Genomic DNA, 25,120 nt, shown 5'->3' with positions numbered 1-25,120 from the left:
TTGCGCCGAGAGGGATTGCAATTCGATGACAGCATGGGCATAGTGAACCGACCCCTTCCCCTTCTCCGTCCCTTTCCTCTTCCCCTTTCTTTCTCTCCCTTCTCCCGCCCCCTCTTTTTTTTCGCCGGCCAGGCTTCACTTCCATGAGGCAGGGCCTTTTTCCCAACCGTCAATTCCAGGAGGTCATTCATGAATTTGACGATCAGCGGTCACCACCTCGACGTCACCCCCGCGCTTCGCAATTACGTCACGAGCAAGCTGGACCGAATCACCCGTCACTTCGACCAGGTGGTCGATGTGAAGGTGATCCTCACGGTGGAAAAGCAGAAGGAAAAGGAAAGGCGCCAACGGGCCGAGTGCAATATTCACGTCAAGGGCAGTGACATGTTCGCCGAGTCGAGCCATGCTGATCTCTACGCCGCCGTCGACGAGCTGGTCGACAAGCTCGACCGCCAGGTCGTTCGCCACAAGGAGTGCCTCAAGGACCACTTCCACGCTGCGCCGAAGCGCGTGATGTAGTACCTCTTCGGGCAAACACTCTTGCGAGCCGCCTTCGGGCGGCTCTTTGCTTTTTGCGGGGCAGGTGCATAATCGCCCCCGCCCTGCCCCAACATGAACCGACTCGCGTCCATCCTGCCGCCCGCTCAAGTCCTTGTGAGCGTCGACGCCACCAGCAAGAAACGAGCTTTCGAAGAAGCGGGCTTGCTGTTTGAAAACCTGCACGGCCTGGGCCGCGCCCTCATCACCGACAGCCTGTTCGCCCGCGAGCGCCTGGGCTCCACCGGCCTGGGGCATGGGGTGGCCATCCCCCACGGCCGCATCAAGGGGCTGAAGTCCCCGATGGCCGCGGTGTTCCAGCTGGCCAATCCGATCGGCTTCGATGCGCCGGACGAGCAGCCGGTGGTGCTCCTGATCTTCCTCCTGGTGCCCGAAGCGGCAACCCAGAAACATCTGGAAATACTCTCCGAGATCGCCGAGCTGCTGAGCGACGCCGGATTGCGCGAGCAGATCAAGTCGAGCAACGACGCTGCGCAGCTGCATGCCCTGATCGCAGGATGGCAATCGGCCCAGGTCGCTTGAAGCGCGTCTTCCGTCCGGCGTCTGCCGCATGAAGCCGACCGTCATCAGCGCCGACGCGATGTTCGAGGAGTTCCGCGGCTCCTTGCGCTGGGAGTGGCTTGCGGGCCTGGGCGCCTCGGAGCGCCAGTTCGACCCCGGCGTCATCAGCCGCGCCCAGTCGGCCGCCGACCTCGTCGGCTACCTCAACTACATCCATCCCTACCGCGTCCAGATCCTCGGGGCACGCGAAGTGGCCTATCTCACGCGCGGCTCGCCCGACGATTGCGTGCGGCGCATCGCCCGGATCGTGACGCTGGAGCCACCCATGCTGGTGCTGGCCGACGGCCAGGCAGCGCCCGACCAGTTGCTGTCGATCTGCGAGCGCGCGCAGCTACCCCTGTTCGCCACGCGGGAATCATCGGCCTTCGTGATCGACCTGCTGCGCGCCTACCTGTCCAAGCATTTCGCCGAACGCACCTCGATGCACGGCGTTTTCATGGACATCCTGGGCCTCGGCGTGATGATCACGGGCGAGTCGGGGCTGGGGAAGAGCGAGCTGGGCCTGGAGCTCATATCGCGCGGCAACGGCCTGGTGGCCGACGACGCGGTCGACCTCTATCGCATCAACCAGACCACGCTGGAAGGGCGCTGCCCCGAACTGCTGCAGAACCTGCTGGAAGTGCGCGGCATCGGCCTGCTGGACATCCGCGCCATCTTTGGCGAGACCGCGGTGCGCCGGAAGATGCGGCTCAAGCTGATCGTGCACCTGGTGCGGCGCGACAGCTTCGAGCGCGACTACGAGCGCATGCCCTCGGCGCCGCTGACCCAGGACGTGCTGGGCATCCCGGTGCGCAAGGTGATCATCCAGGTCGTGGCCGGCCGCAACATCGCGGTGCTGGTGGAAGCGGCGGTGCGCAACTCGATCCTGCAACTGCGCGGCATCGATACCTATGCCGACTTCGTGGCCCGGCACCACAAGGCCATGGAAGGCGCGCGGGACGACGATTAGACGGGGAGGTGCGACCGCCCCGGAGCGCAGCCCGGCGCGGGCCTACCGCTTGCTCGTGCAGTCGGCACAGAGCCCGTAGAGCGACATGGCGTGGTCCTGCAGGATCCAGCCCTTGTCCTTCGAGATCATCTGCTGGCGGCGCTCGATCTCGGCGTCGTAGAACTCCTCGACCTTGCCGCAGCCGGTGCAGATCAGGTGGTCGTGGTGCTTGCCCTCGTTGAGCTCGTAGACCGCCTTGCCGCTCTCGAAGTGGCTGCGCTCGAGAATGCCGGCCTGCTCGAACTGCGTGAGCACGCGGTAGACCGTCGCGAGGCCGATGTCCGAATGCTCGTTGAGCAGCACCCGGAACACATCTTCGGCTGTCATGTGGCGCTGCCCGCCGTTCTGGAAGATCTCGAGGATCTTGAGGCGCGGCAGCGTGGCCTTGAGGCCGGTGTTCTTGAGTTCGTCGATGTTGCCCATGGTCACTCCTGCGCCCGTCCCTGCGAGGGGTCCCCGTAGGGCCAGCCGCTACAATGGCTCGATCATATCGCTTGCCCTCCCGGCCCCTTCCCATGCCTGAGTTTTCCCAAGAAAGCCGCCTCTGGCTGCTCGCCGGCGCGGTCGCCGCGACGCTGAGCCTGGGGGCTTGCAGCAGCTTCACCGAGCGCTCCCGCGGTGTTCTCTCTGCGATCACGCCCTACAAGGTCGAAGTGGTTCAGGGCAATTTCGTCTCGAAGGAGCAGGTCGAACTGCTCAAGGCCGGCATGCCGCGCCAACAGGTGCGCGAGATCCTCGGCACTCCGCTGCTGACGGACGTGTTCCACACCAACCGCTGGGACTATGTCTTCACCATCCGGCGCCAGGGCGTCGAGCCCCAGCAGCGGCGCCTGACGGTGTTCTTCAACGGCGAGGTGCTCGATCGCTTCGAAGGCGATGCGATGCCCAGCGAGCAGGAATTCGTCGCCGCAGTCGACGCCCGCGGCCGCGCCGGCAAGGTGCCGGTGCTCGAAGCCACGGAAGATCAGCTCAAGAAGTTCGAGCCGTCCAAGGACAGGGGCAAGGAGGCTGACGCCGACGCCTCCTCCGCCTCCCTGCCGCCGCTGCCCCCCAGCTACCCGCCGCTCGAAGCGACGCGCTAGTAGGCTGACCCCCCGGCCCCGCCGGGCGCAACGGCCGGCATTTTCCGAAGGCTCCCCCGCGTGACCGAATCCTCTTCCATCACCACTCCGCCGCTGCGCCGCATCGCGATTGCCGGCGCCTCCGGCCGCATGGGCCGCATGCTGATCGAGGCCGTGCGGGAAGCCCCCGACTGCCGCCTGGCCGGCGCCCTCGACGTCGCGGGCAATCCGGCGATCGGCGCAGACGCCGCCGCCTTCCTTGGGTTCACCAGCGGAGTGCCCATCGTGTCCGACCTGCGCACCGGCCTGCAGGATGCCCAGGTGCTGATCGACTTCACCCGCCCCGAGGGCACGCTGGCGCACCTGGCCGTGTGCCGCGAGCTGGGCGTGCAGGCCGTGATCGGCACCACCGGCTTCAGCGAGGCGCAGAAGGGCGAGATTGCCGCCGCGGCCAAGGACATCGCCATCGTGATGGCGCCGAACATGAGTGTGGGCGTCAATGTCACCTTCAAGTTGCTGGAGATGGCGGCCAAGGCCCTGTCGACCGGCTACGACATCGAGATCATCGAGGCGCATCACCGCCACAAGGTCGATGCGCCCTCGGGCACCGCGCTCAAGATGGGCGAGGTGATCGCCGGCGCGCTGGGCCGCGACCTCAAGGAATGCGCGGTCTATGCGCGCGAGGGCGTCACCGGCGAGCGCGACCCCTCCAGCATCGGGTTCGCGACCATCCGCGGCGGCGACATCGTGGGCGACCACACGGTGCTCTTCGCCGGCACCGGCGAGCGCATCGAGATCACCCACAAGTCCGCGAGCCGCGTCACCTACGCGCAGGGCAGCCTGCGTGCGGTGCGCTTCCTGGCCGATCGCAAGAACGGGCTGTTCGACATGTTCGACGTACTCGGGCTGCGCTGACGGATCGGGCATGACGGTCCTGGAGCTGCTCACCCACGGCGATGGCGTCAGCCGATCGGTTGCGGTGCTGCTGCTGATGATGTCGGTCGCCAGCTGGGTCGTGATCCTCTGGAAGGCCTGGCTGCTGCGCGGCGGAACCCGCGACGTGGTGCGCAGCATCGCGGCCTTCTGGCAGTCTGCCTCACTCGGCGATGCCGAGGAGAGACTGCGAGGCTTCGACCGCGCGGCCCTGGTCTGGCCGGCGGTGAGCGCGGTGCGCCAGCTCGGCGCGCAGCCCGATCCGGCCACGCTCGGCGGCGCGGTCGCCCGCGGCCAGCGCCTGACGCGGGTGCTGCGCGACGCCCTGCATGGCGCCCTGCGGCGGCTGCAGTCCGGGCAGATCCTGCTGGCCACGGTCGGTGCCACCGCGCCCTTCGTCGGGTTGCTGGGCACCGTCTGGGGCATCTACGGCGCGCTGACGGGCATCGCCGGCGAAACCGGCGGCTTCACCATCGACAAGGTGGCCGGCCCGGTGGGCGAGGCGCTGATCATGACCGCCTTCGGCCTGGCCGTGGCCATCCCGGCGGTGCTGGCCTACAACGTGTTCGGCCGCGTGGTCAGCCGCATCGAGGCCGAGCTCGAAGGCTTCGCGCACGACCTGCTCGGCGCCCTGGGCGAGGACCCGTCGCGCGAGGCGCCCCTGCCCCCCGCCCGTCCGATGCCTGCGTAGCCGGCACGGACAGCTGCCATGGCTTTCGGTCGCACCTCCCTCGGCAGCAGCGCCACCGGCGGCCGTGCGGTCGGCGCCGGCGGCCAGCGGCCGCTGTCGGACATCAACGTCACGCCGCTGGTGGACGTGATGCTGGTGCTGCTGGTCATCTTCATCATCACCGCCCCGCTGATGGCGAGCTCGATCAAGCTGGATCTACCGCGCACCGACGCCGGCCAGCCCGGCGACACGCCGAAGTTCGTGAGCCTTTCGGTGGACACGGCCGGCCGGCTCTTCCTCGACGACCAGCCGGTGACTGCCGAGGAGCTCGCGGCCCGGCTGCAGAAGGCCGCCGCCGACAACCGCGACACCGAGGTCCAGCTGCGCGCCGATCAGGCCGTCCCCTATGGGCGCATCGTCGAGCTGATGGGCATCGCCAACAAGGCCGGGCTCAGCCGCATCGGCTTCGTGACCGAGGCGCCGCCCGCCCGCAGGCCCTGAGATCCTCTGCGCAGAGGGCGCCGGGCGGGGCTTCCCCGCGTTCATCGCGCGGCGGGGCATGGCCAGCCGCGATAATCCCTCTTCCCCGGCCGTCCGATGCCGGGCTGTTGTTGCTCTTTGCCCAATGAATCCCAGCTACAAACCCAGCGACGTCGAGTCGGCCGCCCAGGCAGCCTGGACGGCGGCCGACGCCTACCGCGTCACCGAGGACGCGCAAAAGAAGAAGTACTACGCCTGCTCGATGCTGCCGTACCCCAGCGGCAAGCTGCACATGGGCCATGTGCGCAACTACACCATCAACGACATGCTCACGCGCTACCTGCGCATGAGCGGCTACAACGTGCTGATGCCGATGGGCTGGGACGCCTTCGGCCTGCCGGCCGAGAACGCCGCCCTCAAGAACGGCGTGCCGCCGGCCAGGTGGACCTACGAGAACATCGCCTACATGAAGGGCCAGCTCCAGGCCATGGGCCTGGCGATCGACTGGAGCCGCGAGATCGCCACCTGCGACCCCAGCTACTACAAGTGGAACCAGTGGCTGTTCCTCAAGATGCTCGAGAAGGGCATCGCGTACCGCAAGACCCAGGTGGTGAACTGGGATCCGGTCGACCAGACCGTGCTGGCCAACGAACAGGTGGTCGACGGCAAGGGCTGGCGTACCGGCGCGACTGTCGAGCGGCGCGAGATCCCTGGCTATTACCTGAAGATCAGCGATTACGCCGCGGAACTGCTCGAGCACACCCAGCACAAGCTGCCGGGCTGGCCCGAGCGCGTCAAGCTGATGCAGGAGAACTGGATCGGCAAGAGCGAGGGCGTGCGCTTCGCCTTCCCGCATGACATCAAGGACGAGAAGGGCGAGCTCATCCAGGGCGGCCGCATGTACGTCTTCACCACGCGGGCGGACACCATCATGGGCGTGACCTTCTGCGCCGTCGCGCCGGAGCATCCGCTGGCCCTGCATGCCGCGAAATCAGACCCCAAGGTCGCCGCCTTCATCGAGGAATGCAAGAGCGGCGGCACCACCGAGGCCGAGCTCGCGACGCAGGAGAAGAAGGGCCTGCCCATCGGCCTTCACGTGCGGCACCCGATCACCGATGAGCCGGTGCCGGTCTGGGTCGGCAACTACGTGCTGATCGGCTACGGCGACGGCGCCGTCATGGGCGTGCCGGCGCACGACGAGCGCGACTTCGCCTTTGCCAACAAGTACGGGATCGAGATCATCCAGGTGGTCCTGGTCGACGACGAGCCCCACTTCGACTACCACCGCTGGCAGGACTGGTACGCCGACAAGGAGCGCGGCGTCACGATCAACTCCGACAACTTCAGCGGCATGTCCCATGCCGGGGCGGTCAAGGCGGTGGCGCATGCGCTGGGCCAGAAGGGCCTGGGCGAGATGCAGACCACCTGGCGCCTGCGCGACTGGGGCGTCAGCCGCCAGCGGTACTGGGGAACGCCGATTCCCATCATCCATTGCGAGGAGCATGGCGCGGTGCCGGTGCCGGAGAAAGATCTCCCGGTCGTGCTGCCCACCGACTGCGTGCCGGACGGCTCGGGCAACCCGCTGCACAAGCACGAAGGCTTCCATGCCGGCGTGGTCTGCCCCGTCTGCGGCAGGCCGGCGCGGCGCGAGACCGACACCATGGACACCTTCGTCGACAGCGCCTGGTACTTCATGCGCTACTGCGATCCGAAGAACGACCAGGCCATGGTGGCCGAGGGGGCGCAGTACTGGATGCCGATGGACCAGTACATCGGCGGCATCGAGCACGCCATCCTGCACCTGCTCTACGCACGCTTCTGGACCAAGGTGATGCGCGACCTCGGGCTGGTGAAGGTGGACGAGCCCTTCAGCAAGCTGCTCACGCAGGGCATGGTGCTCAATCACATCTTCTACCGGCGCAGCGACAAGGGCGGCAAGGAGTACTTCCCGCCCTCCGAGGTGACGCAGGTGCTCGACGCGCAGGGCCGCATCACCGGCGGTACGCTGGCCGACGGCACGAAGGTCGAATACGGCGGCGTCGGCAAGATGGGCAAGAGCGAGCGCAACGGCGTCGACCCGCAGGACCTGATCGAGAAGTACGGCGCCGACACCGCGCGCCTGTACACCATGTTCACCGCGCCGCCCGAGGCCACGCTGGAGTGGAACGACGCTGCGGTGGAAGGCAGCTTCCGCTTCCTGCGCCGGGTCTGGAACTACGGCGTGACGCTCGGCACCGCGCAGGCGGCCGTGCCCGAGGGCGAGGAGATCGACCTCGAGACGGTGGACCCGCGCTCGGCCTTCGGCAAGGAGGCCAAGGCACTGCGCCGCGAGGTCCACACCGTGCTGCGCCAGATCGACTACGACTACCAGCGCATGCAGTACAACACCGTGGTCTCGGGCGCGATGAAGCTGCTGAACGCGCTGGAGGGCTTCAAGTCGGACGGCAGCCCGGGCGACCGCGCCGCTGCGCGCGAGGGCTTCGGCATCCTGCTGCGCTGCCTCTACCCGGCCACACCGCACATCACGCATGCGCTGTGGCACGAACTGGACTACGACAAGCTCCATGGCGCGCTGCTGGACGCGCCCTGGCCGGCGGTCGACACGATCGCCCTCGAGCAGGACGAGATCGAGCTGATGCTGCAGATCAACGGCAAGCTGCGCGGCTCGCTGCGCGTGCCCGCCAACGCAAGCAAGCCGGAGATCGAGAAGATCGCGCTGGCCAGCGAGGCCTTCGCCAAGCACGCCGAGGGCGCCGTGGCCAAGCGCGTGATCGTGGTGCCGGGACGGCTGGTGAACGTGGTGGTATGAAGGTCGACATGAACACATCGATCCGGCACGCCGGCCGCCTGCCGCGCCGCGCCCTGCTCGCCGCGGCGGTCTCCGCGGTGGCGCTCGCCGGCTGCGGCTTCCAGCTGCGCAAGGCACCGGACTTCGCCTTCAAGTCGCTGGCGGTGCCGGGCACCTCGGCCTTCGTCAACACGCTACGCCGCCAGTTCCGTGCCGCGGGCAATGTCGAGCTGGTGCCGATCGAGGAGCAACAACGCGCGGATGCGGTGCTGGAGGTCCTGTCCGAGAATCGCGGCAGCGCCGTGCTGTCCACCAACTCGGCCGGCCAGGTGCGCGAGCTGCAGTTGCGGCTCACGATGCGCGTGCGGCTGCGCACGCCCGGCGGCAAGGAGCTGATGGCTCCGACCCAGATCGAGCAGACCCGCGACATCACCTACAACGAAACCGCCGCGCTGGCCAAGGAAAGCGAGACCGAGCTGCTGTACCGCGACATGCAGGCAGACATCGCCCAGCAGACGCTGCGCCGGCTGGCGGCGGTCAAGAGTCTCTGATGCAGCTCGCCGCGGCCCAGCTCGAGGCCCACCTGCAGAAGGGGCTGAAGGCGCTCTACGTCATCCACGGCGACGAGCCGCTGCTGGCGCAGGAGGCCGCCGACGCGATCCGCGCGGCGGCGCGGCTGCAGGGCTATACCGAGCGCAGCTCGTACACCGTGGCCGGCGCGCACTTCGACTGGAGTGCAGTGCTGGCGGCCGGCGGCTCGCTGAGCCTGTTCGCCGAGCGGCAGATCGTGGAGATCCGCGTGCCCTCCGGCAAGCCGGGCAAGGACGGCAGCGCCGCGCTCCAGCAGATTGCCGAGGCCGCCGCAGGCAATGACAGTACCCTGACGCTGGTCCTGCTGCCGCGGCTGGACAAGGCCACGCGCACCGGCGCCTGGTTCGCAGCGCTCGAGAACCACGGCGTCAGCCTGCCCGTCGAGACCATCGAGCGCGCCGCGCTGCCGCAGTGGATCGCGCAGCGGCTGGCGCGGCAGGCGCAGCGGGTGAAAGGCGGGGAGGAGGGCCAGCGCACCCTTCAGTTCTTCGCCGACCGCGTCGAGGGCAACCTGCTGGCCGCGCACCAGGAGATCCAGAAGCTCGCGCTGCTGTACCCCGCGGGCGAGCTCGGCTGGGAGCAGGTCGAGGCCGCGGTGAACAACGTGGCGCGCTACGACGTCTTCAAGCTCTCGGAGGCGGTGCTGGGCGGCAACCCGCAACGCGTGGCGCGCATGCTCGACGGCCTGCAGGCCGAGGGCGAGGCCGAGGTGCTGGTGCACTACACGCTGGCCGAGGACATCCGTGCGCTCAAGCGGGTGAAGGACGCCATGTCGGCCGGTCGACCGCTGCCGATGGCGCTGCGCGAAAACCGCATCTGGGGGCCGCGCGAGCGCGCCTTCGAGCGCGTGCTGCCGCGGCTGGACGAGCGCGCGCTGGCCCGCCTGCTGCGCGCCGCCCATGTGGTGGATGGCATCGTCAAGGGTCTGAAGCAGCCCGACTGGCCGGCCAGCGGCTGGCAGGCGCTGCAGCGGCTGGCACTGATGCTGTGCCGGGCTTGTACCGCGCCGGCACGGGGCTGAAGTCCTCGCGGCGTTGCTCTTTCGGGAACCCGGCGTTTCCATGCGCCGACCGATCTCGCGCGCCCTGCGTGGGAAAATGCAGGCGATGAACGCCTTCAACGTCAACGAAACCATGCAGGCCCTGGGGCTGCAGGCCAAGACGGCCGCCGCGCTAATGGCAAAGGCCCCCGCGGCGACCAAGAACCAGGCGCTCAGGGCGCTGGCGCGCCGCCTGCGCGAGAGCGCCGCAGCCCTGGCACCAGCCAATGCGCGCGACATCGAACGCGCGCAGGCCGCAGGCCTCGCGGCGCCGATGGTCGACCGTCTCAAGCTCACGCCCAAGACCATCGAGACCGTCGCGCTGGGCTGCGAACAGCTGGCCGCCATGCCCGACGTCATCGGCGAGGTCATCGGCATGCGGCAGCAGCCCAGCGGCATCCGCGTGGGCCAGATGCGGGTACCGATCGGTGTCTTCGGCATGATCTACGAGAGCCGGCCGAACGTGACCATCGAGGCCGCCAGCCTGGCGATCAAGAGCGGCAACGCGGCGATCCTGCGCGGCGGCTCGGAGGCCATCGAGTCCAACAAGGCGCTGGCTGCGCTGGTGGGCGAGGCGCTCGCCGAAGCCGGCCTGCCGGTGGACGCGGTGCAACTGGTCCAGACCACCGACCGCGAGGCGGTGGGCCGGCTGATCGCCATGCCCGAGTTCGTGGACGTGATCATCCCGCGCGGCGGCAAGGGCCTGATCGAGCGCATCAGCCGCGAGGCCAAGGTGCCGGTGATCAAGCACCTGGACGGCAACTGCCATGTCTACGTCGACGACACGGCCGAGCTCGACATGGCGGTGCGCATCGTCGACAACGCCAAGACCCAGAAGTACAGCCCCTGCAACGCGGCGGAAGGCCTGCTGGTGGCGGCCTCGCTGGCCGAAAGCTTCCTGCCCGAGATCGGCTCCATCTTCGCGGCCAAGGGAGTCGAGATGCGCTGCGATCCCGCCGCCGCCCGCATCCTCCGGGCAGAGGGCGCGCTCCCGCCGGGCGCCCGGGTGGTCGACGCGGTCGAGTCCGACTGGTCGGAGGAATACCTGGCGGCCGTCATCAGCATCAAGGTGGTGGAGGGCGTCGACGAGGCCATTGCCCACATCAACCGCTATTCCAGCCACCACACCGATGCCATCGTCACCCGCGACCACATGCATGCCCAGCGCTTCCTGCGCGAAGTGGATTCGGCCAGCGTGATGGTGAATGCCAGCACCCGCTTCGCGGACGGCTTCGAGTTCGGGCTGGGCGCCGAGATCGGCATCAGCACCGACAAATTCCATGCGCGCGGACCGGTGGGCATCGAGGGGCTGACCTCGCTCAAGTACGTGGTGCTGGGGCAGGGGGAAGTTCGAGGCTGACCCAGGCGGACATCCGTACGCGAAGGTTGCGCGCGTCCTTGCGCCGGCTTGTCATCCACCCCGGCACCCCCAAATCCTACAATTCCACTCCACCTTTCGTCGCAGAACACCCATAACAAGGCCGCCTCATGGTCCCCCACCTCGTCACCGCCCTGACCGGCCCGATCAACGAACTCGAGCAGCGCATCCTCGACTCCATGCCGGCCATCGAGCGCTGGTTCCGGCTCGAATGGATGGAGCACACGCCTCCCTTCTACAGCTCGGTCGACATCCGCAATGCAGGCTTCAAGCTGGCGCCGGTCGACACCAGCCTCTTTCCGCGCGGCTGGAACAACCTCACCGACGAAATGCTGCCGCTGGCCGTGCAGGCCGCGCAGGCCGCGATCGAGAAGATCTGCCCCGAGGCGCGCAACCTCCTGGTGATCCCCGAGAACCACTCGAAGAACACCTTCTACCTGGCCAACGTCGCGCGCCTGGTGAAGATCTTCCACATGGCGGGGCTCAACGTGCGGGTGGGCTCCATCGACCCGGCCATCAAGACGCCCAAGAAGATCGAGCTGCCGCACGGCGAGAGCGTGTGCCTGGAGCCGGTGGTGCGCGGCCGGCGGCGCCTGGGGCTCAAGCACTTCGACCCGTGCACCATCCTGCTCAACAACGACCTCTCGGCCGGCACGCCGGGCATCCTGGAAGACCTGCATGAGCAGTACCTGCTGCCGCCGCTGCATGCCGGGTGGTCGGTGCGCCGCAAGAGCAACCATCTCCACAGCTACGAGGAAGTGTCCAAGCGTTTCGGCAAGCTGCTGGGCATCGACCCATGGCTGATCAACCCCATGTATGCGCGCGCGGGCGGCGTCGACCTGGCGGAAGGCAAGGGCCTGGACGTGCTGACCAGCAATGTCGATGCGCTGCTCACCAAGATCCGGCGCAAGTACAAGGAATACGGCATCAACGAAAAGCCCTTCGTGGTGGTCAAGGCGGACAACGGCGCCGACCCCATGGGCGTGATGACCGTGCGCGACCTCAAGGACCTGGAGGCCTTCAACGGCCGCGCGCGCAACCGCTCGGCCGCCGCCAACGACGAACTGCGGGTCGCCAGCGACCTGATCGTCCAGGAAGGCGTGCTGACCAACGAGCGCGTCCACAACGGCGTGGCCGAGCCGGTGGTCTACATGATGGACCGCTACGTGGTCGGCGGCTTCTACCGGGTGCACGCGGAGCGCAGCCCCGACGAGAACCTCAATTTGCCTGGCGCGAGCTTCGTGCCGCTGGCTTTTTCGGAGAGTGCGCACTTACCGCAGCCCGGCGCCAAGCCGGGTGCGAGCGCACCCAATCGCTTCTACATGTACGGGGTGATCGGGCGTCTGGCCATGGTGGCGGCCAGCTATGAGATGGAAGCGACCAATCCCGACGCCGAGACGTACGAATGATTTCTTAGTCCCGGCCTTGCGGCGGGTCCGGGTGGCGGCAAAATAGCGACCCCACAGCAACGCAAGAACCGAGGGCGGAGGGCGACGCGGAGGCCGCTTGCGGCCGACGAGGCGCCAGGGCGTGCATCCCACGCCGGACGCCCTCGTTGTGCACCCGATTCCCGTGTCCCCGACCAAATCCTCCTCCGCCGCGCTGATCCTCGCGGCCATCGGCGTCGTCTACGGCGATATCGGCACCAGCGTGCTGTATGCGGTCAAGGAGGTGTTCGGGCACGGCCACGTCCCGTTCACCGTCGAGAACGTCTACGGCATCCTGTCGATGTTCTTCTGGACGCTGACGGTGATCGTCTCCCTCAAGTACGTGGTGCTGGTGCTGCGCGCCGACAACGAGGGCGAGGGCGGCCTGGTCGCGATGCTGGCGCTGGCCTCGCAGGCGGTGGTCGACAAGCCGCGGCTGCGCCAGGTGCTGCTGGCGGTCGGCATCTTCGGCACCTCCCTGTTCTATGGGGACGGCGTCATCACCCCGGCGATCTCCGTGCTGTCGGCGGTCGAGGGCCTGGAGGTGGTGTCGCCGCACTTCAAGAACTACGTGATCCCCATCACGCTGGTCGTGCTGTTCGGCCTGTTCGCGGTGCAGAAGCACGGGACCGCGGGCATCGGCCGCTTCTTCGGGCCGATCACGCTGGCCTGGTTCCTCGTCATCGCGCTGCTGGGCGTCTCGCAGATCGTCACCCACCCGGCGATCCTCAAGGCCGTCAGCCCGCATTTCGCGCTGCGCTTCATGTGGGACAACCCGGGCACCAGTTTCATCATCCTGGGCGCGATGGTGCTGTGCGTGACCGGGGCCGAGGCGCTCTACGCCGACCTCGGCCATTTCGGCAAGGGGCCGATCCGCATCGCGTGGTTCTCGGTCGTCATGCCGGCGCTCACGCTCAACTACTTCGGCCAGGGCGCGCTGCTGCTGGAGAACCCGGCGGCGGTGAAGAACCCCTTCTACATGATGGCACCCGAATGGGCGCTGATCCCGCTGGTGCTGATAGCCACCTCGGCCACGGTGATCGCATCGCAGGCGCTGATCACCGGCGCCTTCAGCGTCACACGGCAGGTGATCCAGCTGGGCTACCTGCCGCGGCTCAACATCGAGCACACCAGCGTGCGCACCGCGGGCCAGATCTACATTCCCCTGGTCAATTGGGGCCTGTTCGTCGCCATCGTGCTGGCCGTGGTCATGTTCCGCTCGTCGAGCAACCTCGCCGCGGCCTACGGCATCGCCGTCACCACCGACATGCTGATCACCACCGTGCTGACCTTCTTCGTGATCCGCTACGCCTGGAAGTACCCGCTGGCGCTCTGTGTCGCGGCCACCGGCGCCTTCTTCGTCATCGACTTCCTGTTCTTCGCCTCCAACCTGCTGAAGCTGTTCCAGGGCGGGTGGTTCCCGTTGGTGATCGGCGGCTCCATCTTCATGCTGATGCTGACCTGGAAGGAAGGCCGCCGCCTCATGGGCCAGATGCAGATGGCCGACGCCATCGACCTTCGCGGCTTCCTCGACTCGGTCTTCGTCAGCCCGCCTGCGCGCGTCGAGGGCACGGCGGTCTTCATGACCGCCGAGCCGGGCGTGGTGCCCAATGCGCTGCTGCACAACCTCAAGCACAACAAGGTGATGCACGAGCAGAACCTGTTCGTCACCGTGCGCAACCACGAGGTGCCGTGGATCCCGATGGACAAGCGCATCGAGATGGAGCCGCTCGGCCACCATTGCTGGCAGGTGATCGTGCACTACGGCTTCAAGAACGATGTCGACCTGCCGCGCGCGCTCGAGCATGCGCGCCTGCGCGGCTGCCAGCTCGAGCCGATGACCACCAGCTACTTTCTCTCCCGCGACGTGGTCATTCCCACGCTCGGCAGCGGCATGGCGCCCTGGCGCGAGAAGCTGTTCGCGCAGATGCACCACAACGCCAGCGGCGCCGCCGGCTTCCTGGGCCTGCCGAACAACGCGGTGGTGGAGCTCGGTTCGAAAATCGAGATCTGACGGGACCTGGCGCCTGCCTCCGCCTCCATGCGCTTCTTCAAGGACCTGAGCCTCGCGTCCTTCACCGCGGGTTTCGTCGCCGTGCTGGTGGGTTTCACGAGCTCCGTGGCCATCGTGTTCCAGGCGGCGCAGGCCTTCGGCGCCACGCCGGAGATCATCAGCTCCTGGATGTGGGCGCTCGGCCTCGGCATGGGCCTGACCTCGGCGGTCACGTCCGTGTGGTGGCGCAAGCCGGTGATGATCGCCTGGAGCACGCCCGGCGCGGCCGTGCTGGCGGTGGCAGGCGAGGGCTACGGAATGGGCGAGGCGGTCGGGGCCTTCATCATCTGCGCGCTGCTGATCACCGTGGCCGGCGCCACGGGCTGGTTCGAGCGCGTGATGAACCGGATCCCGATGGCGCTGGCTTCGGCGCTGCTGGCCGGCGTGCTGGCGCGCTTCGGGCTCGAGGCCTTCCTGGCAGCGCGCACCGCGATGCCGCTGGTGCTGCTGATGCTCCTGTGCTATCTGCTGGCGCGGCGGCTGCTGCCGCGCTACGCGGTACCGCTGACGCTCCTGGTCGCCATCGTCTTCGTGGCGGCGCGCGGCGAGCTGGCCTGGAGCTCGGTGCATTTGAGTGCCGCGATGCCGGTGTTCACCCCGCCGGTCTTCAGCTGGCAGGCGGTGGTGAGCCTCGCGCTGCCGCTCTTCGTCGTCACCATGGCATCGCAGAACCTGCCGGGCGTGGCGGCGATCCGGGCCGCCGGCTATGAACTGCCGATCTCGAAGCTGATCACGATCACCGGCCTCGCCACGCTGGTGCTCGCGCCCTTCGGCGCCTTCGCCCTCAACCTGAGCGCCATCACCGCGGCGATCTGCATGGGCCGCGAGGCGCACGAAGATCCGGCGCGGCGCTACACCGCGGCCGTGAGCTGCGGCGCCATCTACGTGGTGATCGGCCTGTTCGGCGCGGCGGTCACGGGGCTGCTCACGGCCTTCCCGAAGGAACTGGTCGCGGCCATCGCGGGGCTGGCGCTGCTGGGCACCATCGGCAGCGGCCTGGCCGCGGCAGTGCGCGACGAACCGCACCGCGAGGCCGCGCTGATCACGTTCCTTGTCACGCTCTCGGGCCTGACGTTCTTGGGCATCGGCTCGGCCTTCTGGGGCGTGGCGGCCGGCGCGCTCGCGCTCGCGATCCAGCAGCTGGGCCGCAAACCCTCCGCCGGCAGGGACATCGCACCTGCCTGCAAGATCAAGCAAGATATCCGGGCTGCCGCCACCACCGCAGATGCGGCCCGCCCTTCATCGACCGCCGGAAAGACATCCTGATGCACATCCTCTTCATTGCCGATCCGCTCGAGCATTTCAAGATCTACAAGGACACGACCTTCTCGATGATGCGCGAGGCGCAGCGCCGCGGGCACAAGCTCTCGGCCTGCGTGCCGCAGGACCTCAACTGGCAGCGCGGCCGCCCGGTCACCGCAAAAGTGCGCGAGGTCGTGCTGACCGGCGAGCAGCAGTCCTGGTTCCGCGAAGACGCGGTGATCGAGCGCCCGCTGCACGCCTTCGACGCGGTGCTGATGCGCAAGGACCCGCCCTTCGACGCCGAGTACATCTACGCCACCCACCTGCTGGAGCAGGCCGAGCGCGAGGGCGCTCGCGTAATCAACCGGCCGCGCGCGCTGCGCGATCATCCCGAGAAGCTGGCGATCATGGAGTTCGCCGAATACACCACGCCCACCCTGGTCACGCGCGACCCCGATGCGGTGCGCGCCTTCCACGCCGAGCACCAGGAGATCATCCTGAAGCCGTTGGACGGCATGGGGGGCATGGGCATCTTCCGTGTGCGTGCCGATGGGCTGAACCTGGGCTCCATCGTCGAGACGCTCAACCGGCACGGCGCGCAGACCATCATGGTGCAGCGCTTCGTGCCCGAGATCACGCAGGGCGACAAGCGCATCCTGGTGATCGCCGGCCAGCCCGTGCCCTTCAGCCTGGCGCGCATCCCGCAGGGCAGCGAGGTGCGCGGCAACCTCGCCGCCGGCGGCAAGGGCGTGGCCCAGCCGCTCACCGACCAGGACCGGCGCATCGCCGAAGCCATCGGCCCGGTGCTCAGCGAGCGCGGGCTGCTGCTCATCGGGCTCGACGTGATCGGCAACTCGCTGACCGAAATCAACGTCACCAGCCCGACCTGCTTCCAGGAGATCACGGAGCAGACCGGCTTCGACGTGCCGGCGATGTTCATCGACGCGCTGGAGGCCGAACTGCGCTGAGCAGCCTCAGCTTGGCGCCAGCGCAATATCGCGCCGGCGGCGCAGCTGCAGCAGGCGCGCCCTGCGCTTGCGCGACCAGATGACCAGGCCGCCGCCCGCGAGTCCAGCGACCGCCAGGCCCATGAACGACATGAGGATGCGGCCGGGCAGACCCAGGATGCGCCCGGAATGCAGCGGCAGCTGCAGTTGCGCAAACACGTCGGCGGCGGTCCCGTGCCAGGGCTGGTTCGAGCCGATGATGCGGCCGTCCTGCCCGTCGAGGTAGAGGTTGGACAGGTCCATGCCGTCGGCCGTATCGTGCGCGGCGCGGTCCCAGAAGGAGATGTTGTAGAAGCCCGCCCGTCCGTTGTAGAAGGCGCCGGCCGGCGGCGTCGTCCACCCGCGGCGCGCCGCCTCGTCGCGCGCGATCCGAACCGCTTCCTCGAAGTCCACGCGCGGTGCGACCACGCTTCCCAGCGGGGCGAGCGTGCGCCCGGCCGCCGGGCCGGGCGTGGTCTTCGAGACCAGCGACAGCAGGGGGTGGAAGACCTCCCGGTACAGGTTCAGCGAGAACGAGGTGAAGGCGATCACGATCACCAGCGCCCAGGTCCAGAGGCCGCCCGCTCGATGAAGGTCGAAGTTGAGCTTGTAGCCGCCCACGCCGCGTCGCACGAGCCAGGCCGGCTTCCAGCGCGTCCACCAGCCCGCGGGCGTGCGGTGCGGCAGCGCGGGGCGCGGGCGCCGCGGCGTCGTGAGATAGAGCGCGACGAAGCTGTCGACCAGCCAGACCAGCGCCACCGTGCCCATGATCCAGTAGCCGATGCGGTCCTGCCCCCAGAGTGCGGGCACGTGCAGCGTGTAGTGCAGCTTGCGCAGGAACGGCATCAGGTTCTCGCGCGAGAAGGACACCGCGGCCGAGTCGCGCCGGCCGCGGATCTCGGCCGTGACCGGGTCGACGAAGACCTGGTTGTAGTCGAGCCGGTGCGGCTGGCCGGTGGCCGGATCGATGCGCGGCCGCACGAAGAAAACCGCGCTGTGCCCCTCCTCGAAACTCAGTGAAAGGTAGCTGACCTGGACTCGCGGGTCGGCCGCTTCGACAGCGTCGGCGAGGGCGAAGGGCGTGCGGAAGGGTCCGCGGCTGTCGACCTCGTACAAATCGCTATTGAGCCAGTCGTCGATCTGGTGGTCCCAGGAGATGACTGCGCCGGTCAGTCCCGCCACGATCAGGAACAGCGCGGTGGCCAGGCCCAGCCACCGGTGGATCACCGTCCAGAAGCCGCGCATGCGCCGCCCCCGTCAGAAGTCGACCGAGGCCGTCAGGCTGAGGGTGCGCGGATTGCCGAGCACCAGGTAGCCGGCGCCGGGCGAGCCGCCGACCGATGCCCAGTAGTCGCGGTTCGCCACGTTGTCGATGCGCGCGCGCAGCGTCAGCAGGCGGCCGGAGACCTCGGTGATGTAGCGGGCGCCGACGTCGAACCGGGTCCAGCCGGGCACGCGCAGGGTGTTGGCCGCGTCCGCATGGCTGTGGCCACTCGTGATCATGCGGGCGTCGAGAGACAGGCCCCGCACGCCCGGCACGTCCCATTCGAGGCCCAGCGTGCCCTGTGCCTTCGGCACGCCGATCACGCGCCTGCCGTCGGTGGCGGCGCTGCCCGTGTCCTTCTGCTTCGCGTTCAGCAGCGTCACGCCACCCAGCACGCGCAGGCCCTTCACCGGTTCGCCGAAGGCGGTCAGCTCCAGGCCCTGGTGGCGGTCCTTGCCTTCCGTGGCGAAGTTGCCGGCAGCATTGAGCAGGGCGCGCGGCTTCTCGATCGAGAACAGCGCCGCGGTCGCGCCGAGGCCGCCGCCGTCGTACTTGAGGCCGAGCTCCTTCTGCCTGGCGACATACGGTGCCAGCGCCTGCCCCGCGTTGAGCACCGGCCGGCCAGCGACCTGGGCCGGCGCCGTCTCGCCGGCGGCCAGGCTCTCGATGTAGTTCGCGTAGACCGACAGTTCCTTCGTGGCCTTGAACACCACGCCCGCCGCGGGGCTGGTGCGGCTCTGGTCGTAGTCGCCGGTCTGCGCGCCCGTGTTGTAGGCGAAGCTGTCGATGTTCAGTGTCTGCCGTCTGGCGCCGACCGTCACCAGCACCGAGTCGTCCAGGAAGGACATCGTGTCGCCGATGGCATAGCTGGTCAGCCGCTTCTTCGCGGTCGTCTGCGGCGAGCTCAGGTCGTTGCCGCCGAGCGATCGGGCGCTGAAGACGGGCAGGAACGAGGGAATCGGGTTGTAGAGGTTGGTGCGCTGGGTGTTGAGGAAGTCGAAGCGATAGGCGTTCTTCCGGTCCGACTCGAAGGAGTCGTAGGCGGCCACCAACTCGTGCTTCACCGGCCCGGTCGCGAGCCTGGCGCGCACGCCCAGCTGGCCGGTCTTGACCTTCTCGATCGCCGTGTTGTCGAAGCGATAGGTGGTGCCCGCGCCGGTCAACGCATTGCTCACCGTGAGATTGGCCAGCGAGTTGGCCTCGACGCCGCGGCGCATGCCGGCCGCGAACCACCCGGTGACGTTGTCGCCGAAATCGTATTCGCCGCGCACGGTGCCGAAGGTGTCGCGCTCGTTCGAGTAGCTCCAGGGCTGCGCCCAGTTGGTCCTTGCGTCCGGGGCCGCCGGCACGACGCCCACGCCCGTGCCCAGCGTGACGTTGGTCCGCGTCTCGCTCAGCCGGTGCTCCTGGTGGCCGATGTCGGCCGACAGGCGCGCGTTGCGGCTGCGCCAGTCGAAGCCGACGGAGGCCACGTCGAGCTTCACATGCTCGTTGTCTACGCCGGTGCCGCCGTCACGGCGCGCCGCGTTGACGCGGATGCCCAGGCTCTGGTCGGGGCCGAAGCGGCGCGCGATGTCGGTCGCGGCATAGAACTGCGAACCGCTGGAGGCACCCAGCGTGAGCTGCGTCAGCGGCTCGTTGCCGGCACGCTTGGGCAGCAGGTTGACCGAACCGCCGATGCCGTCGCCGCCGGGCGCGGCACCCGTCAGGAAGGCACTGGCGCCCTGGAGCAACTCGACCCGCTCGAACAGCTCGGACGAGATGTACTGGCGCGGCAGCAGGCTGTAGAGCCCGTTGTAGGCGACGCTGTCCGAGGTCAGGATGAAGCCGCGGATGAAGTACGACTCCTGGAAATTCCCGAAGCCGCGCGCCACCCGCACCGACGGGTTGTTCTGCAGCACATCGCCCACGCTGCGCGCCATCTGGTTCTGGATCAGCTCGTTGGTGTAGCTGGTCACGCCGAAGGGCGAATCCATGTAGTCCTGGTTGCCGAGGATGCCGGTGCGGCCGCCGCGCGCGACCTGGCCGCCCGCGAACGGCTTGGTGAGGCCCTCCGCCGAGGCGTCGGCGCTGGCCTCGACCGTCACCGTGGAAAGCGTTCCGGCCGATTCCGCCGTCCCGGTCTGGGCCGTCGCGGCCCAGGCTTGGAGTGACAGGAAGGCGGCGAGGGCGACGGGGCGCTGGCGGCAGCGGACAGGCGGCATGAGACGGTTCTCTGGGGAGGATTTTGTAAATGAGAACCGTTATTATCAACGAGCGCGCACCCCACTGGCACTTTCCCGTGCCGGCGCCTGCCTCTCAGGACCGGCGGCGCCCGTCGACGAAGACCGCCAGCTCGCCGGCCGCGAAGGCCGTCCAGGTCTCGTTGACGGTCAGGGGCGCGGTTACCACCACCGCGACGCGATCGTCCGGCGTGGTGTGCTCGGCGAAGTCCACCGACAGGTCTTCGTCCGAGAGCTCCGCCGTCAGGAACGGGTGACGACGCTCGATGTACCAGAGGTTCGTCGAGGCATGGGACCACAGCGCCTGTCCGTTGGAGAGCATGAAGTTGAAGCTGCCGTGGCGTGCGAAGCGCGGGGCCAGCTCGCGCAGCGTGAGCGTCAGCTCATCGACGGTGGGCACGTCGGCATGCGACTTGGCCAGCTCCTGCATGATCCAGCAGAAGGCATGCTCGCTGTCGGTGCTGCCCACCGGGTGGAAGTTGCCGTGCAGCCGCGGCCGGAAGTCCTTCAGGTCGCCGTTGTGGGCGAACACCCAGTAGCGTCCCCACAGCTCGCGCACGAAGGGGTGGCAGTTCTGCAGGTTCACAGCGCCCTGCGTGGCCTTGCGGATGTGGGCGATGACGTTGCGGCTCTTGATCGGGTAGCGCCGGATCAGCTCGGCCACCGGCGACTCGCAGGCCGGCTGGTGGTCGACGAAGTGCCGCAGGCCCCGGTCCTCGAAGAAGGCAATGCCCCAGCCGTCGGCGTGGTGATCGGTGCGCCCGCCGCGTTGCGCGAAGCCCGTGAAGCTGAAAGTCACGTCGGTCGGCGTGTTGCAGTTCATTCCGAGAAGCTGGCACATGCGGATGATTAGAACGCAGGGAAGGCTTCAGGGCTCGCGCTTTTCCCGGAGCTGCCAGGCGGCGCAGATCGCCAGCGCGCACAGGCCGGCCAGCAGCAGGAACACCTCGTCGAAAGCCGCCAGCCGCGCCGTGCTGGTGGCCGGGTTCGCCAGCGAATCGCCGTGCGCGGCCAGCCGCCATTCGAGCACGATCGCGCACAGGCTCACGCCGGCGGCGCCGCCCAGCATGCGCAGGAAGTTGATCGCGCTGGCCCCCTGCGGGATCAGCGTCCGCTCCAGCGGGCGCATCGACCCCAGGTTGAGGGAGGGCAGGATGAAACCCAGCCCCACCCGGCCGATGACTGCGAAAGCCGCCAGCAGCCAGAGTGCGCTGTCCAGCCGCAGCACCAGCATCAGCGCGAAGGAGACGGCCAGCAGCGCGAGGCCGATGCACACCAGCAGCCAGGTCGGCTGCCGGTCGGCCAGCCGGCCGACGCCCGCGATGGTGATGGCCAGCACGATCCCGGCCGGCAACAGGATGGTGCCCACGTGCGAGGCCGAGAGATGCAGCCCCACCTGCATGTAGACCGGCAGCAGGTAGGTCGAGCCGAACAGCGCCGTGCCGTAGATGAAGGCCACCACGCTGCCCATGGCGAACTGCCGGTGCTGGAACAGAGCCAGGTTCATCAGCGGCGTGCCGCCGGCGGCCGCGACCCGGCGCTGCCAGGCAATGAACGCACCGAAAGCCAGTCCCGCAGAGGCGAGCAGCGCCGCCGCCTGCAGCGGCGCATCGCCGCGCAGTTCGACCAGGCCGTTGAGCAGGCACAGCGTGCCGGCCGTGCCCAGCGCCAGGCCGCCCCAGTCCAGGCCGCCGCTGCGCGCGGCGACAGCACCGCCCGGCGCGGTGACCGGCACGAACTTGCAGGCCAGCCAGATCGAGGCGATGCAGAAGGGCACCACCATGAAGAAGATCGAGCGCCAGCCGAACAGGTCGACCAGGACGCCGCCGATGCTCGGGCCCAAGGCTGGCGCCAGCACCACGCCCATGCCGAAGATGCCGCTGGCGCGGCCCTGCTCGTGGGGCTCGAAGGCACGCAGGATGATGATGGCCGGGATCGGCTGCACCACTCCCGCTGCCAGCCCCTCGGCCACCCGCGCCGCCAGCACCACCGGGAAGTGGTTGGCCAGGCCGCCGCTGACGCCGCCGGCCAGCAGCAGCACCATGGTGCCGACGTAGGTGCGGCGGTAGCCGTAGCGCGCCAGCAGCCAGGGCGTTGTCAGCATCGAGACCGTCATCGCCACCATGAAGCCCGAGCTGACCCATTGCGCGCGTTCCTGGCCCAACTCGAAATGGTGGCTCATGTCGGGGATCGCCACGTTGACGATGGTCGACGACATGATCGACGCCATGACCCCGATCATCACCGAGAGCAGGAGCAGCCAGCGGTAGCGTGCCCCGTAGCGGGCGCTGAGGGAGAGGGGCGGGGGGCTGTCGATCATCGTGCGGCAGCCTGTTCGGCTGTCCTACAAGGATACGGGCATTGAACGCCCGGCCGCCGCGCCTGCCGCCTCGACAATGTCGCGTCGTTCTTCCGCGAACAAATGCGAGTGAAGAGAGACATGGAATCCGCCACCGACGACAAGACATCCGCAGCCACCCAGGCCGAGGCCGCACCCACGCTCGCCGCCGAGCTGAAGGCGCCGACGGTCACCCGCGCGTACCAGTGCCAGTGCGGCCGGCCCGTGTTCCTGCGCAACAGCCAGTGCCTGGCCTGCCACACGCCGCTGGGCTATGTGGTCGAGCACCTGGGCGTGGTGCCGCTCGCGCCCGATGCGCGCGAGGCTGCCGAATCGGACACCTTCACCGTCTTCGGCGATCCGCAGGGCAGGACCTACCGCCGCTGCGACAACCTGCTGACGCCGGCGGCCTGCAACTGGATGGTGCCGGCGCCGCGCGAGGGCGATGATCCATCGTTCAACACCGACGGGCTGGTGCCCGGCCTCTGCCTGGCCTGCAGCGTCACGCGCACCATCCCTGACCTGTCGATCGAGAGCAACGGTGAACTGTGGCGCAAGCTCGAGCTGGCGAAGCGCCGGCTGGTCTCGCAACTGCTCGCGCTCAAGCTGCCGGTGGTCACGCGGCTGGCCGATCCGGTGCACGGCCTGGCCTTCGACTTTCTGGGCAACGTGCCCGGTGGGCCGCATGTGATGACAGGCCACCAGATGGGCGTGATCACCCTCAATGCCGAGGAGGCCGAGGACGCGGTGCGCGAGCGCATCCGCGCCGAGATGCGCGAGCCCTACCGCACCCTCGTGGGCCATTTCCGCCACGAGATCGGCCACTACTACTGGGACCTGCTGGTCCAGCCCACCCACTGGCTCGAGCCCTTCCGCGAACTCTTCGGCGACGAGAGCGCCGACTACGCAGCGGCGCTGCAGGCGTACTACGAGAGCGGCCCGCCGCCCGACTGGGCCAACCGCTTCGTCACCAGCTACGCCAGCTCGCACCCCTGGGAGGACTGGGCCGAGACCTGGGCCCACTACCTGCACATGGCCGATACCGCAGACACGGCGATGAGCTTCGGCGTCGATGCGCAGAACGTGGAACTCACCAGCGACCTGTTCGAGCTTTCGGACCTGTGGCGGCCCGAGCATCCCGAGGCCGGCGAATTCCTCGACTTCCTCAACGGCTGGGTCCGCCTCACCAACGTGCTCAACGAGCTCTCACGCAGCATGGGCCAGCCCGACTACTACCCCTTCGTGCTGCCGCGGGTGGCGGTGGGAAAGCTGCAGTTCATCCACGAAGTGATCTCGGAACAGCGCGCCCCGAAGCAGGCACACCCGTAGCGCAGCGCGCACAGATGCAGGCCTGGCCCCGTGCCTCGTCCGGCACGCGCGCGAGCGCCTCCGGGCTGATGCCGGACCGCATGCACCAGCAGGTTCCCTGCGGCTGACCCGTCTCGCGTTCCAGTTCGATCGCGCAGCGGTTGGCTTCGCCGCACACCGGGCAGCGCGAGGCATCGACGCCCGGCTCCGCGCCCATCACTTCGTGATCTCGAAGGCCGGCAGCTTCTTCGCGACCGGATGGTTCTGCAGCGTCACGTACACCGGCAGGCCGTCGCGGTACGCCGGATAGTCCTCGCCCTGGATCAGCGGCAGCAGGTACGCGTGCCCCTTCTCGCTGATGCCGTAGCCATCGGCCGAGATGTAGTCGCGCGGCATGAACTTCTCGGCATTGGCCACCTGGTCCAGCGGCGCGCTTCCGATGCGATAAGCGTAGGGCGCGTCGGACGTGCGCTCGATGCAGGGCATCACCGCATTCTTCCCTTCGAGCGCGAGCTCGACCGCGCGCTGGCCCAGCTCGTAGGCCTGGCGGGCGTCCGTGGCCGATGCGATGTGGCGCGCCGAACGCTGCAGGTAGTCGGCCACTGCCCAGTGGAACTTGTAGCCCAGCGCCTCCTTCACCATCTGTGCCACCACCGGCGCCGCGCCGCCGAGCTGCGCGTGGCCGAAGGCGTCCTTGCTGCCCTGCTCGGCGAGGAAGCTGCCGTCCGGGTGGTGCGCCCCTTCCGACACCACCACCGTGCAATAGCCATGGTGCTTGACCTGCGCATCGACCCGCGCCAGGAAGGCCGGCTGGTCGAAGGGAATCTCGGGGAACAGGATCACCACCGGGATGCCGTGGTCCGCCGCCAGCCCGCCGGCCGCCGCGATCCAGCCTGCATGGCGGCCCATCACCTCCAGCACGAAGACCTTGGTCGACGTCGCGGCCATCGAGCGCACGTCCAGCGAGGCCTCGAGCGTGGACACCGCGACGTACTTCGCGACCGAGCCGAAGCCGGGGCAGCAGTCCGTCAGCGGCAGGTCGTTGTCGATCGTCTTGGGCACGTGGATGGCCTGCAGCGGATAGCCCATCGACTGCGACAGCTGGCTCACCTTGAAGCAGGTGTCGGCCGAATCCCCGCCGCCGTTGTAGAAGAAGTAGCCGATGCCATGCGCCTTGAAGACCTCGATCAGCCGCTCGTACTCGCGCCGGTTCTTCTCGAGCGACTTGAGCTT

The 25,120-nt window shown here is 68.4% G+C and carries 23 protein-coding genes; 16 read left to right on the top strand and 7 right to left on the bottom strand.

Annotation, left to right across the window (positions count from 1 at the left end):
• The first annotated feature begins 189 nt into the window (after positions 1 to 189).
• The 3 genes from hpf (at position 190) to hprK (ending at position 2,068) form a co-directional block, all read left to right on the top strand.
• Positions 190 to 519: a ribosome hibernation-promoting factor, HPF/YfiA family gene (gene hpf / locus APY03_RS27395; RefSeq protein ID WP_068681830.1), complete on the top strand. Its 330-nt coding sequence runs from the start codon at positions 190 to 192 to the stop codon at positions 517 to 519.
• A gap of 93 nt (positions 520 to 612) precedes the next feature.
• The gene (locus tag APY03_RS27390; protein WP_068681828.1) at positions 613 to 1,080 is read left to right on the top strand and encodes a PTS sugar transporter subunit IIA; all 468 of its coding nucleotides are present in this window, start codon (positions 613 to 615) and stop codon (positions 1,078 to 1,080) included.
• Positions 1,081 to 1,108: 28 nt separating this feature from the next.
• Positions 1,109 to 2,068 (top strand): HPr(Ser) kinase/phosphatase, encoded by a 960-nt coding sequence (gene hprK / locus APY03_RS27385; RefSeq protein WP_068681826.1) that lies wholly within the window; start codon positions 1,109 to 1,111, stop codon positions 2,066 to 2,068.
• A gap of 42 nt (positions 2,069 to 2,110) precedes the next feature.
• Here hprK and fur read toward each other — a convergent pair whose 3' ends face one another.
• Positions 2,111 to 2,530, bottom strand: coding sequence for a ferric iron uptake transcriptional regulator (fur, locus tag APY03_RS27380; RefSeq protein ID WP_068681825.1), 420 nt, complete (start codon positions 2,528 to 2,530; stop codon positions 2,111 to 2,113).
• 92 nt (positions 2,531 to 2,622) lie between these two features.
• Between fur and APY03_RS27375 the strand changes: the two genes are divergently transcribed.
• From APY03_RS27375 to gshB, 12 genes are all read left to right on the top strand, one after another.
• Entirely contained in the window at positions 2,623 to 3,189 is a 567-nt protein-coding gene (locus APY03_RS27375) for an outer membrane protein assembly factor BamE (RefSeq protein ID WP_068681823.1), read from the top strand.
• A 93-nt stretch (positions 3,190 to 3,282) separates the two neighbouring features.
• Positions 3,283 to 4,083: a 4-hydroxy-tetrahydrodipicolinate reductase gene (gene dapB, locus APY03_RS27370; RefSeq protein ID WP_102905686.1), complete on the top strand. Its 801-nt coding sequence runs from the start codon at positions 3,283 to 3,285 to the stop codon at positions 4,081 to 4,083.
• Positions 4,084 to 4,093: 10 nt separating this feature from the next.
• Positions 4,094 to 4,792 carry a MotA/TolQ/ExbB proton channel family protein gene (locus tag APY03_RS27365; RefSeq protein WP_068681821.1) on the top strand — a complete coding sequence of 233 codons (699 nt, stop codon included), beginning with the start codon at positions 4,094 to 4,096 and terminating at the stop codon, positions 4,790 to 4,792.
• Positions 4,793 to 4,810: 18 nt separating this feature from the next.
• Positions 4,811 to 5,272, top strand: coding sequence for an ExbD/TolR family protein (locus tag APY03_RS27360; RefSeq protein ID WP_068681819.1), 462 nt, complete (start codon positions 4,811 to 4,813; stop codon positions 5,270 to 5,272).
• 124 nt (positions 5,273 to 5,396) lie between these two features.
• Positions 5,397 to 8,060 carry a leucine--tRNA ligase gene (leuS, locus tag APY03_RS27355; RefSeq protein ID WP_068681817.1) on the top strand — a complete coding sequence of 888 codons (2,664 nt, stop codon included), beginning with the start codon at positions 5,397 to 5,399 and terminating at the stop codon, positions 8,058 to 8,060.
• An 8-nt stretch (positions 8,061 to 8,068) separates the two neighbouring features.
• On the top strand, positions 8,069 to 8,590 hold the full coding sequence (locus APY03_RS27350; protein ID WP_068681854.1) for an LPS-assembly lipoprotein LptE: 522 nt from the start codon (positions 8,069 to 8,071) through the stop codon (positions 8,588 to 8,590).
• Positions 8,590 to 9,651: a DNA polymerase III subunit delta gene (gene holA / locus APY03_RS27345; protein ID WP_068681815.1), complete on the top strand. Its 1,062-nt coding sequence runs from the start codon at positions 8,590 to 8,592 to the stop codon at positions 9,649 to 9,651. The genes APY03_RS27350 and holA overlap by 1 nt, the downstream gene beginning before the upstream one ends.
• Positions 9,652 to 9,691: 40 nt before the next feature.
• A complete protein-coding gene (locus APY03_RS27340) occupies positions 9,692 to 11,029 on the top strand; it encodes a glutamate-5-semialdehyde dehydrogenase (RefSeq protein ID WP_068681813.1) in 1,338 nt (445 codons plus the stop codon).
• Positions 11,030 to 11,157: 128 nt separating this feature from the next.
• Positions 11,158 to 12,456, top strand: a complete 1,299-nt coding sequence (gene gshA / locus APY03_RS27335) for a glutamate--cysteine ligase (RefSeq protein ID WP_068681811.1) — start codon at positions 11,158 to 11,160, stop codon at positions 12,454 to 12,456.
• 163 nt (positions 12,457 to 12,619) lie between these two features.
• Positions 12,620 to 14,488, top strand: coding sequence for a potassium transporter Kup (locus tag APY03_RS27330; protein WP_068681852.1), 1,869 nt, complete (start codon positions 12,620 to 12,622; stop codon positions 14,486 to 14,488).
• Positions 14,489 to 14,515: 27 nt separating this feature from the next.
• The gene (locus APY03_RS27325) at positions 14,516 to 15,793 is read left to right on the top strand and encodes a benzoate/H(+) symporter BenE family transporter (protein ID WP_083944588.1); all 1,278 of its coding nucleotides are present in this window, start codon (positions 14,516 to 14,518) and stop codon (positions 15,791 to 15,793) included.
• Positions 15,793 to 16,737 (top strand): glutathione synthase, encoded by a 945-nt coding sequence (gshB, locus tag APY03_RS27320; protein WP_174262772.1) that lies wholly within the window; start codon positions 15,793 to 15,795, stop codon positions 16,735 to 16,737. The genes APY03_RS27325 and gshB overlap by 1 nt, the downstream gene beginning before the upstream one ends.
• Positions 16,738 to 16,743: 6 nt before the next feature.
• Here gshB and APY03_RS27315 read toward each other — a convergent pair whose 3' ends face one another.
• The 4 genes from APY03_RS27315 to APY03_RS27300 form a co-directional block, all read right to left on the bottom strand.
• Complete coding sequence (locus APY03_RS27315) at positions 16,744 to 18,000, bottom strand: PepSY-associated TM helix domain-containing protein (RefSeq protein ID WP_068681807.1); 1,257 nt, start codon at positions 17,998 to 18,000, stop codon at positions 16,744 to 16,746.
• A gap of 12 nt (positions 18,001 to 18,012) precedes the next feature.
• Positions 18,013 to 20,223: a TonB-dependent receptor gene (locus APY03_RS27310; RefSeq protein WP_068681805.1), complete on the bottom strand. Its 2,211-nt coding sequence runs from the start codon at positions 20,221 to 20,223 to the stop codon at positions 18,013 to 18,015.
• Positions 20,224 to 20,317: 94 nt separating this feature from the next.
• Positions 20,318 to 21,082, bottom strand: a complete 765-nt coding sequence (locus tag APY03_RS27305) for a class II glutamine amidotransferase (RefSeq protein WP_068681803.1) — start codon at positions 21,080 to 21,082, stop codon at positions 20,318 to 20,320.
• A gap of 27 nt (positions 21,083 to 21,109) precedes the next feature.
• The gene (locus tag APY03_RS27300) at positions 21,110 to 22,561 is read right to left on the bottom strand and encodes an MFS transporter (protein WP_068681801.1); all 1,452 of its coding nucleotides are present in this window, start codon (positions 22,559 to 22,561) and stop codon (positions 21,110 to 21,112) included.
• Positions 22,562 to 22,681: 120 nt separating this feature from the next.
• On the opposite strand from APY03_RS27300, the gene APY03_RS27295 reads away from it, so the two are divergent.
• On the top strand, positions 22,682 to 23,908 hold the full coding sequence (locus tag APY03_RS27295) for a zinc-binding metallopeptidase family protein (protein ID WP_068681799.1): 1,227 nt from the start codon (positions 22,682 to 22,684) through the stop codon (positions 23,906 to 23,908).
• On the opposite strand, the gene APY03_RS40665 is transcribed toward APY03_RS27295, so the two are convergent.
• Together APY03_RS40665 and APY03_RS27290 are read right to left on the bottom strand one after the other, a co-directional pair.
• Positions 23,856 to 24,104, bottom strand: coding sequence for a cysteine-rich CWC family protein (locus APY03_RS40665; RefSeq protein ID WP_083944587.1), 249 nt, complete (start codon positions 24,102 to 24,104; stop codon positions 23,856 to 23,858). The two genes, APY03_RS27295 and APY03_RS40665, sit on opposite strands and share 53 nt — an antisense overlap.
• The coding region (locus APY03_RS27290; RefSeq protein WP_232324438.1) for a 6-phosphofructokinase at positions 24,104 to 25,120 on the bottom strand (1,017 nt) is incomplete at its 5' end. The genes APY03_RS27290 and APY03_RS40665, both read right to left, overlap by 1 nt.

The sequence above is a fragment of the Variovorax sp. WDL1 genome (genome assembly GCF_001541225.1).
In the GTDB taxonomy this organism is placed as follows: domain Bacteria; phylum Pseudomonadota; class Gammaproteobacteria; order Burkholderiales; family Burkholderiaceae_C; genus Variovorax.
The sequence above is the reverse complement of the archived record's forward strand: the minus strand, read 5'-3'. Positions and strand labels throughout refer to the sequence as shown.

What these genes read in the sequence shown, in the direction of transcription:
- APY03_RS27365 (WP_068681821.1), top strand. Translation starts at nt 4,094, where the DNA reads ATGACGGTCCTGGAGCTGCTCACCCACGGCGATGGCGTCAGCCGATCG.
- leuS (WP_068681817.1), top strand. Translation starts at nt 5,397, where the DNA reads ATGAATCCCAGCTACAAACCCAGCGACGTCGAGTCGGCCGCCCAGGCA.
- fur (WP_068681825.1), bottom strand. Translation starts at nt 2,530, where the DNA reads ATGGGCAACATCGACGAACTCAAGAACACCGGCCTCAAGGCCACGCTG.
- APY03_RS27360 (WP_068681819.1), top strand. Translation starts at nt 4,811, where the DNA reads ATGGCTTTCGGTCGCACCTCCCTCGGCAGCAGCGCCACCGGCGGCCGT.
- APY03_RS27295 (WP_068681799.1), top strand. Translation starts at nt 22,682, where the DNA reads ATGGAATCCGCCACCGACGACAAGACATCCGCAGCCACCCAGGCCGAG.
- APY03_RS27315 (WP_068681807.1), bottom strand. Translation starts at nt 18,000, where the DNA reads ATGCGCGGCTTCTGGACGGTGATCCACCGGTGGCTGGGCCTGGCCACC.
- APY03_RS27340 (WP_068681813.1), top strand. Translation starts at nt 9,692, where the DNA reads ATGCGCCGACCGATCTCGCGCGCCCTGCGTGGGAAAATGCAGGCGATG.
- hpf (WP_068681830.1), top strand. Translation starts at nt 190, where the DNA reads ATGAATTTGACGATCAGCGGTCACCACCTCGACGTCACCCCCGCGCTT.
- APY03_RS27375 (WP_068681823.1), top strand. Translation starts at nt 2,623, where the DNA reads ATGCCTGAGTTTTCCCAAGAAAGCCGCCTCTGGCTGCTCGCCGGCGCG.
- APY03_RS40665 (WP_083944587.1), bottom strand. Translation starts at nt 24,104, where the DNA reads ATGGGCGCGGAGCCGGGCGTCGATGCCTCGCGCTGCCCGGTGTGCGGC.
- APY03_RS27390 (WP_068681828.1), top strand. Translation starts at nt 613, where the DNA reads ATGAACCGACTCGCGTCCATCCTGCCGCCCGCTCAAGTCCTTGTGAGC.
- gshB (WP_174262772.1), top strand. Translation starts at nt 15,793, where the DNA reads ATGCACATCCTCTTCATTGCCGATCCGCTCGAGCATTTCAAGATCTAC.
- holA (WP_068681815.1), top strand. Translation starts at nt 8,590, where the DNA reads ATGCAGCTCGCCGCGGCCCAGCTCGAGGCCCACCTGCAGAAGGGGCTG.
- APY03_RS27325 (WP_083944588.1), top strand. Translation starts at nt 14,516, where the DNA reads ATGCGCTTCTTCAAGGACCTGAGCCTCGCGTCCTTCACCGCGGGTTTC.
- APY03_RS27310 (WP_068681805.1), bottom strand. Translation starts at nt 20,223, where the DNA reads ATGCCGCCTGTCCGCTGCCGCCAGCGCCCCGTCGCCCTCGCCGCCTTC.
- APY03_RS27305 (WP_068681803.1), bottom strand. Translation starts at nt 21,082, where the DNA reads ATGTGCCAGCTTCTCGGAATGAACTGCAACACGCCGACCGACGTGACT.
- APY03_RS27350 (WP_068681854.1), top strand. Translation starts at nt 8,069, where the DNA reads ATGAACACATCGATCCGGCACGCCGGCCGCCTGCCGCGCCGCGCCCTG.
- hprK (WP_068681826.1), top strand. Translation starts at nt 1,109, where the DNA reads ATGAAGCCGACCGTCATCAGCGCCGACGCGATGTTCGAGGAGTTCCGC.
- gshA (WP_068681811.1), top strand. Translation starts at nt 11,158, where the DNA reads ATGGTCCCCCACCTCGTCACCGCCCTGACCGGCCCGATCAACGAACTC.
- APY03_RS27300 (WP_068681801.1), bottom strand. Translation starts at nt 22,561, where the DNA reads ATGATCGACAGCCCCCCGCCCCTCTCCCTCAGCGCCCGCTACGGGGCA.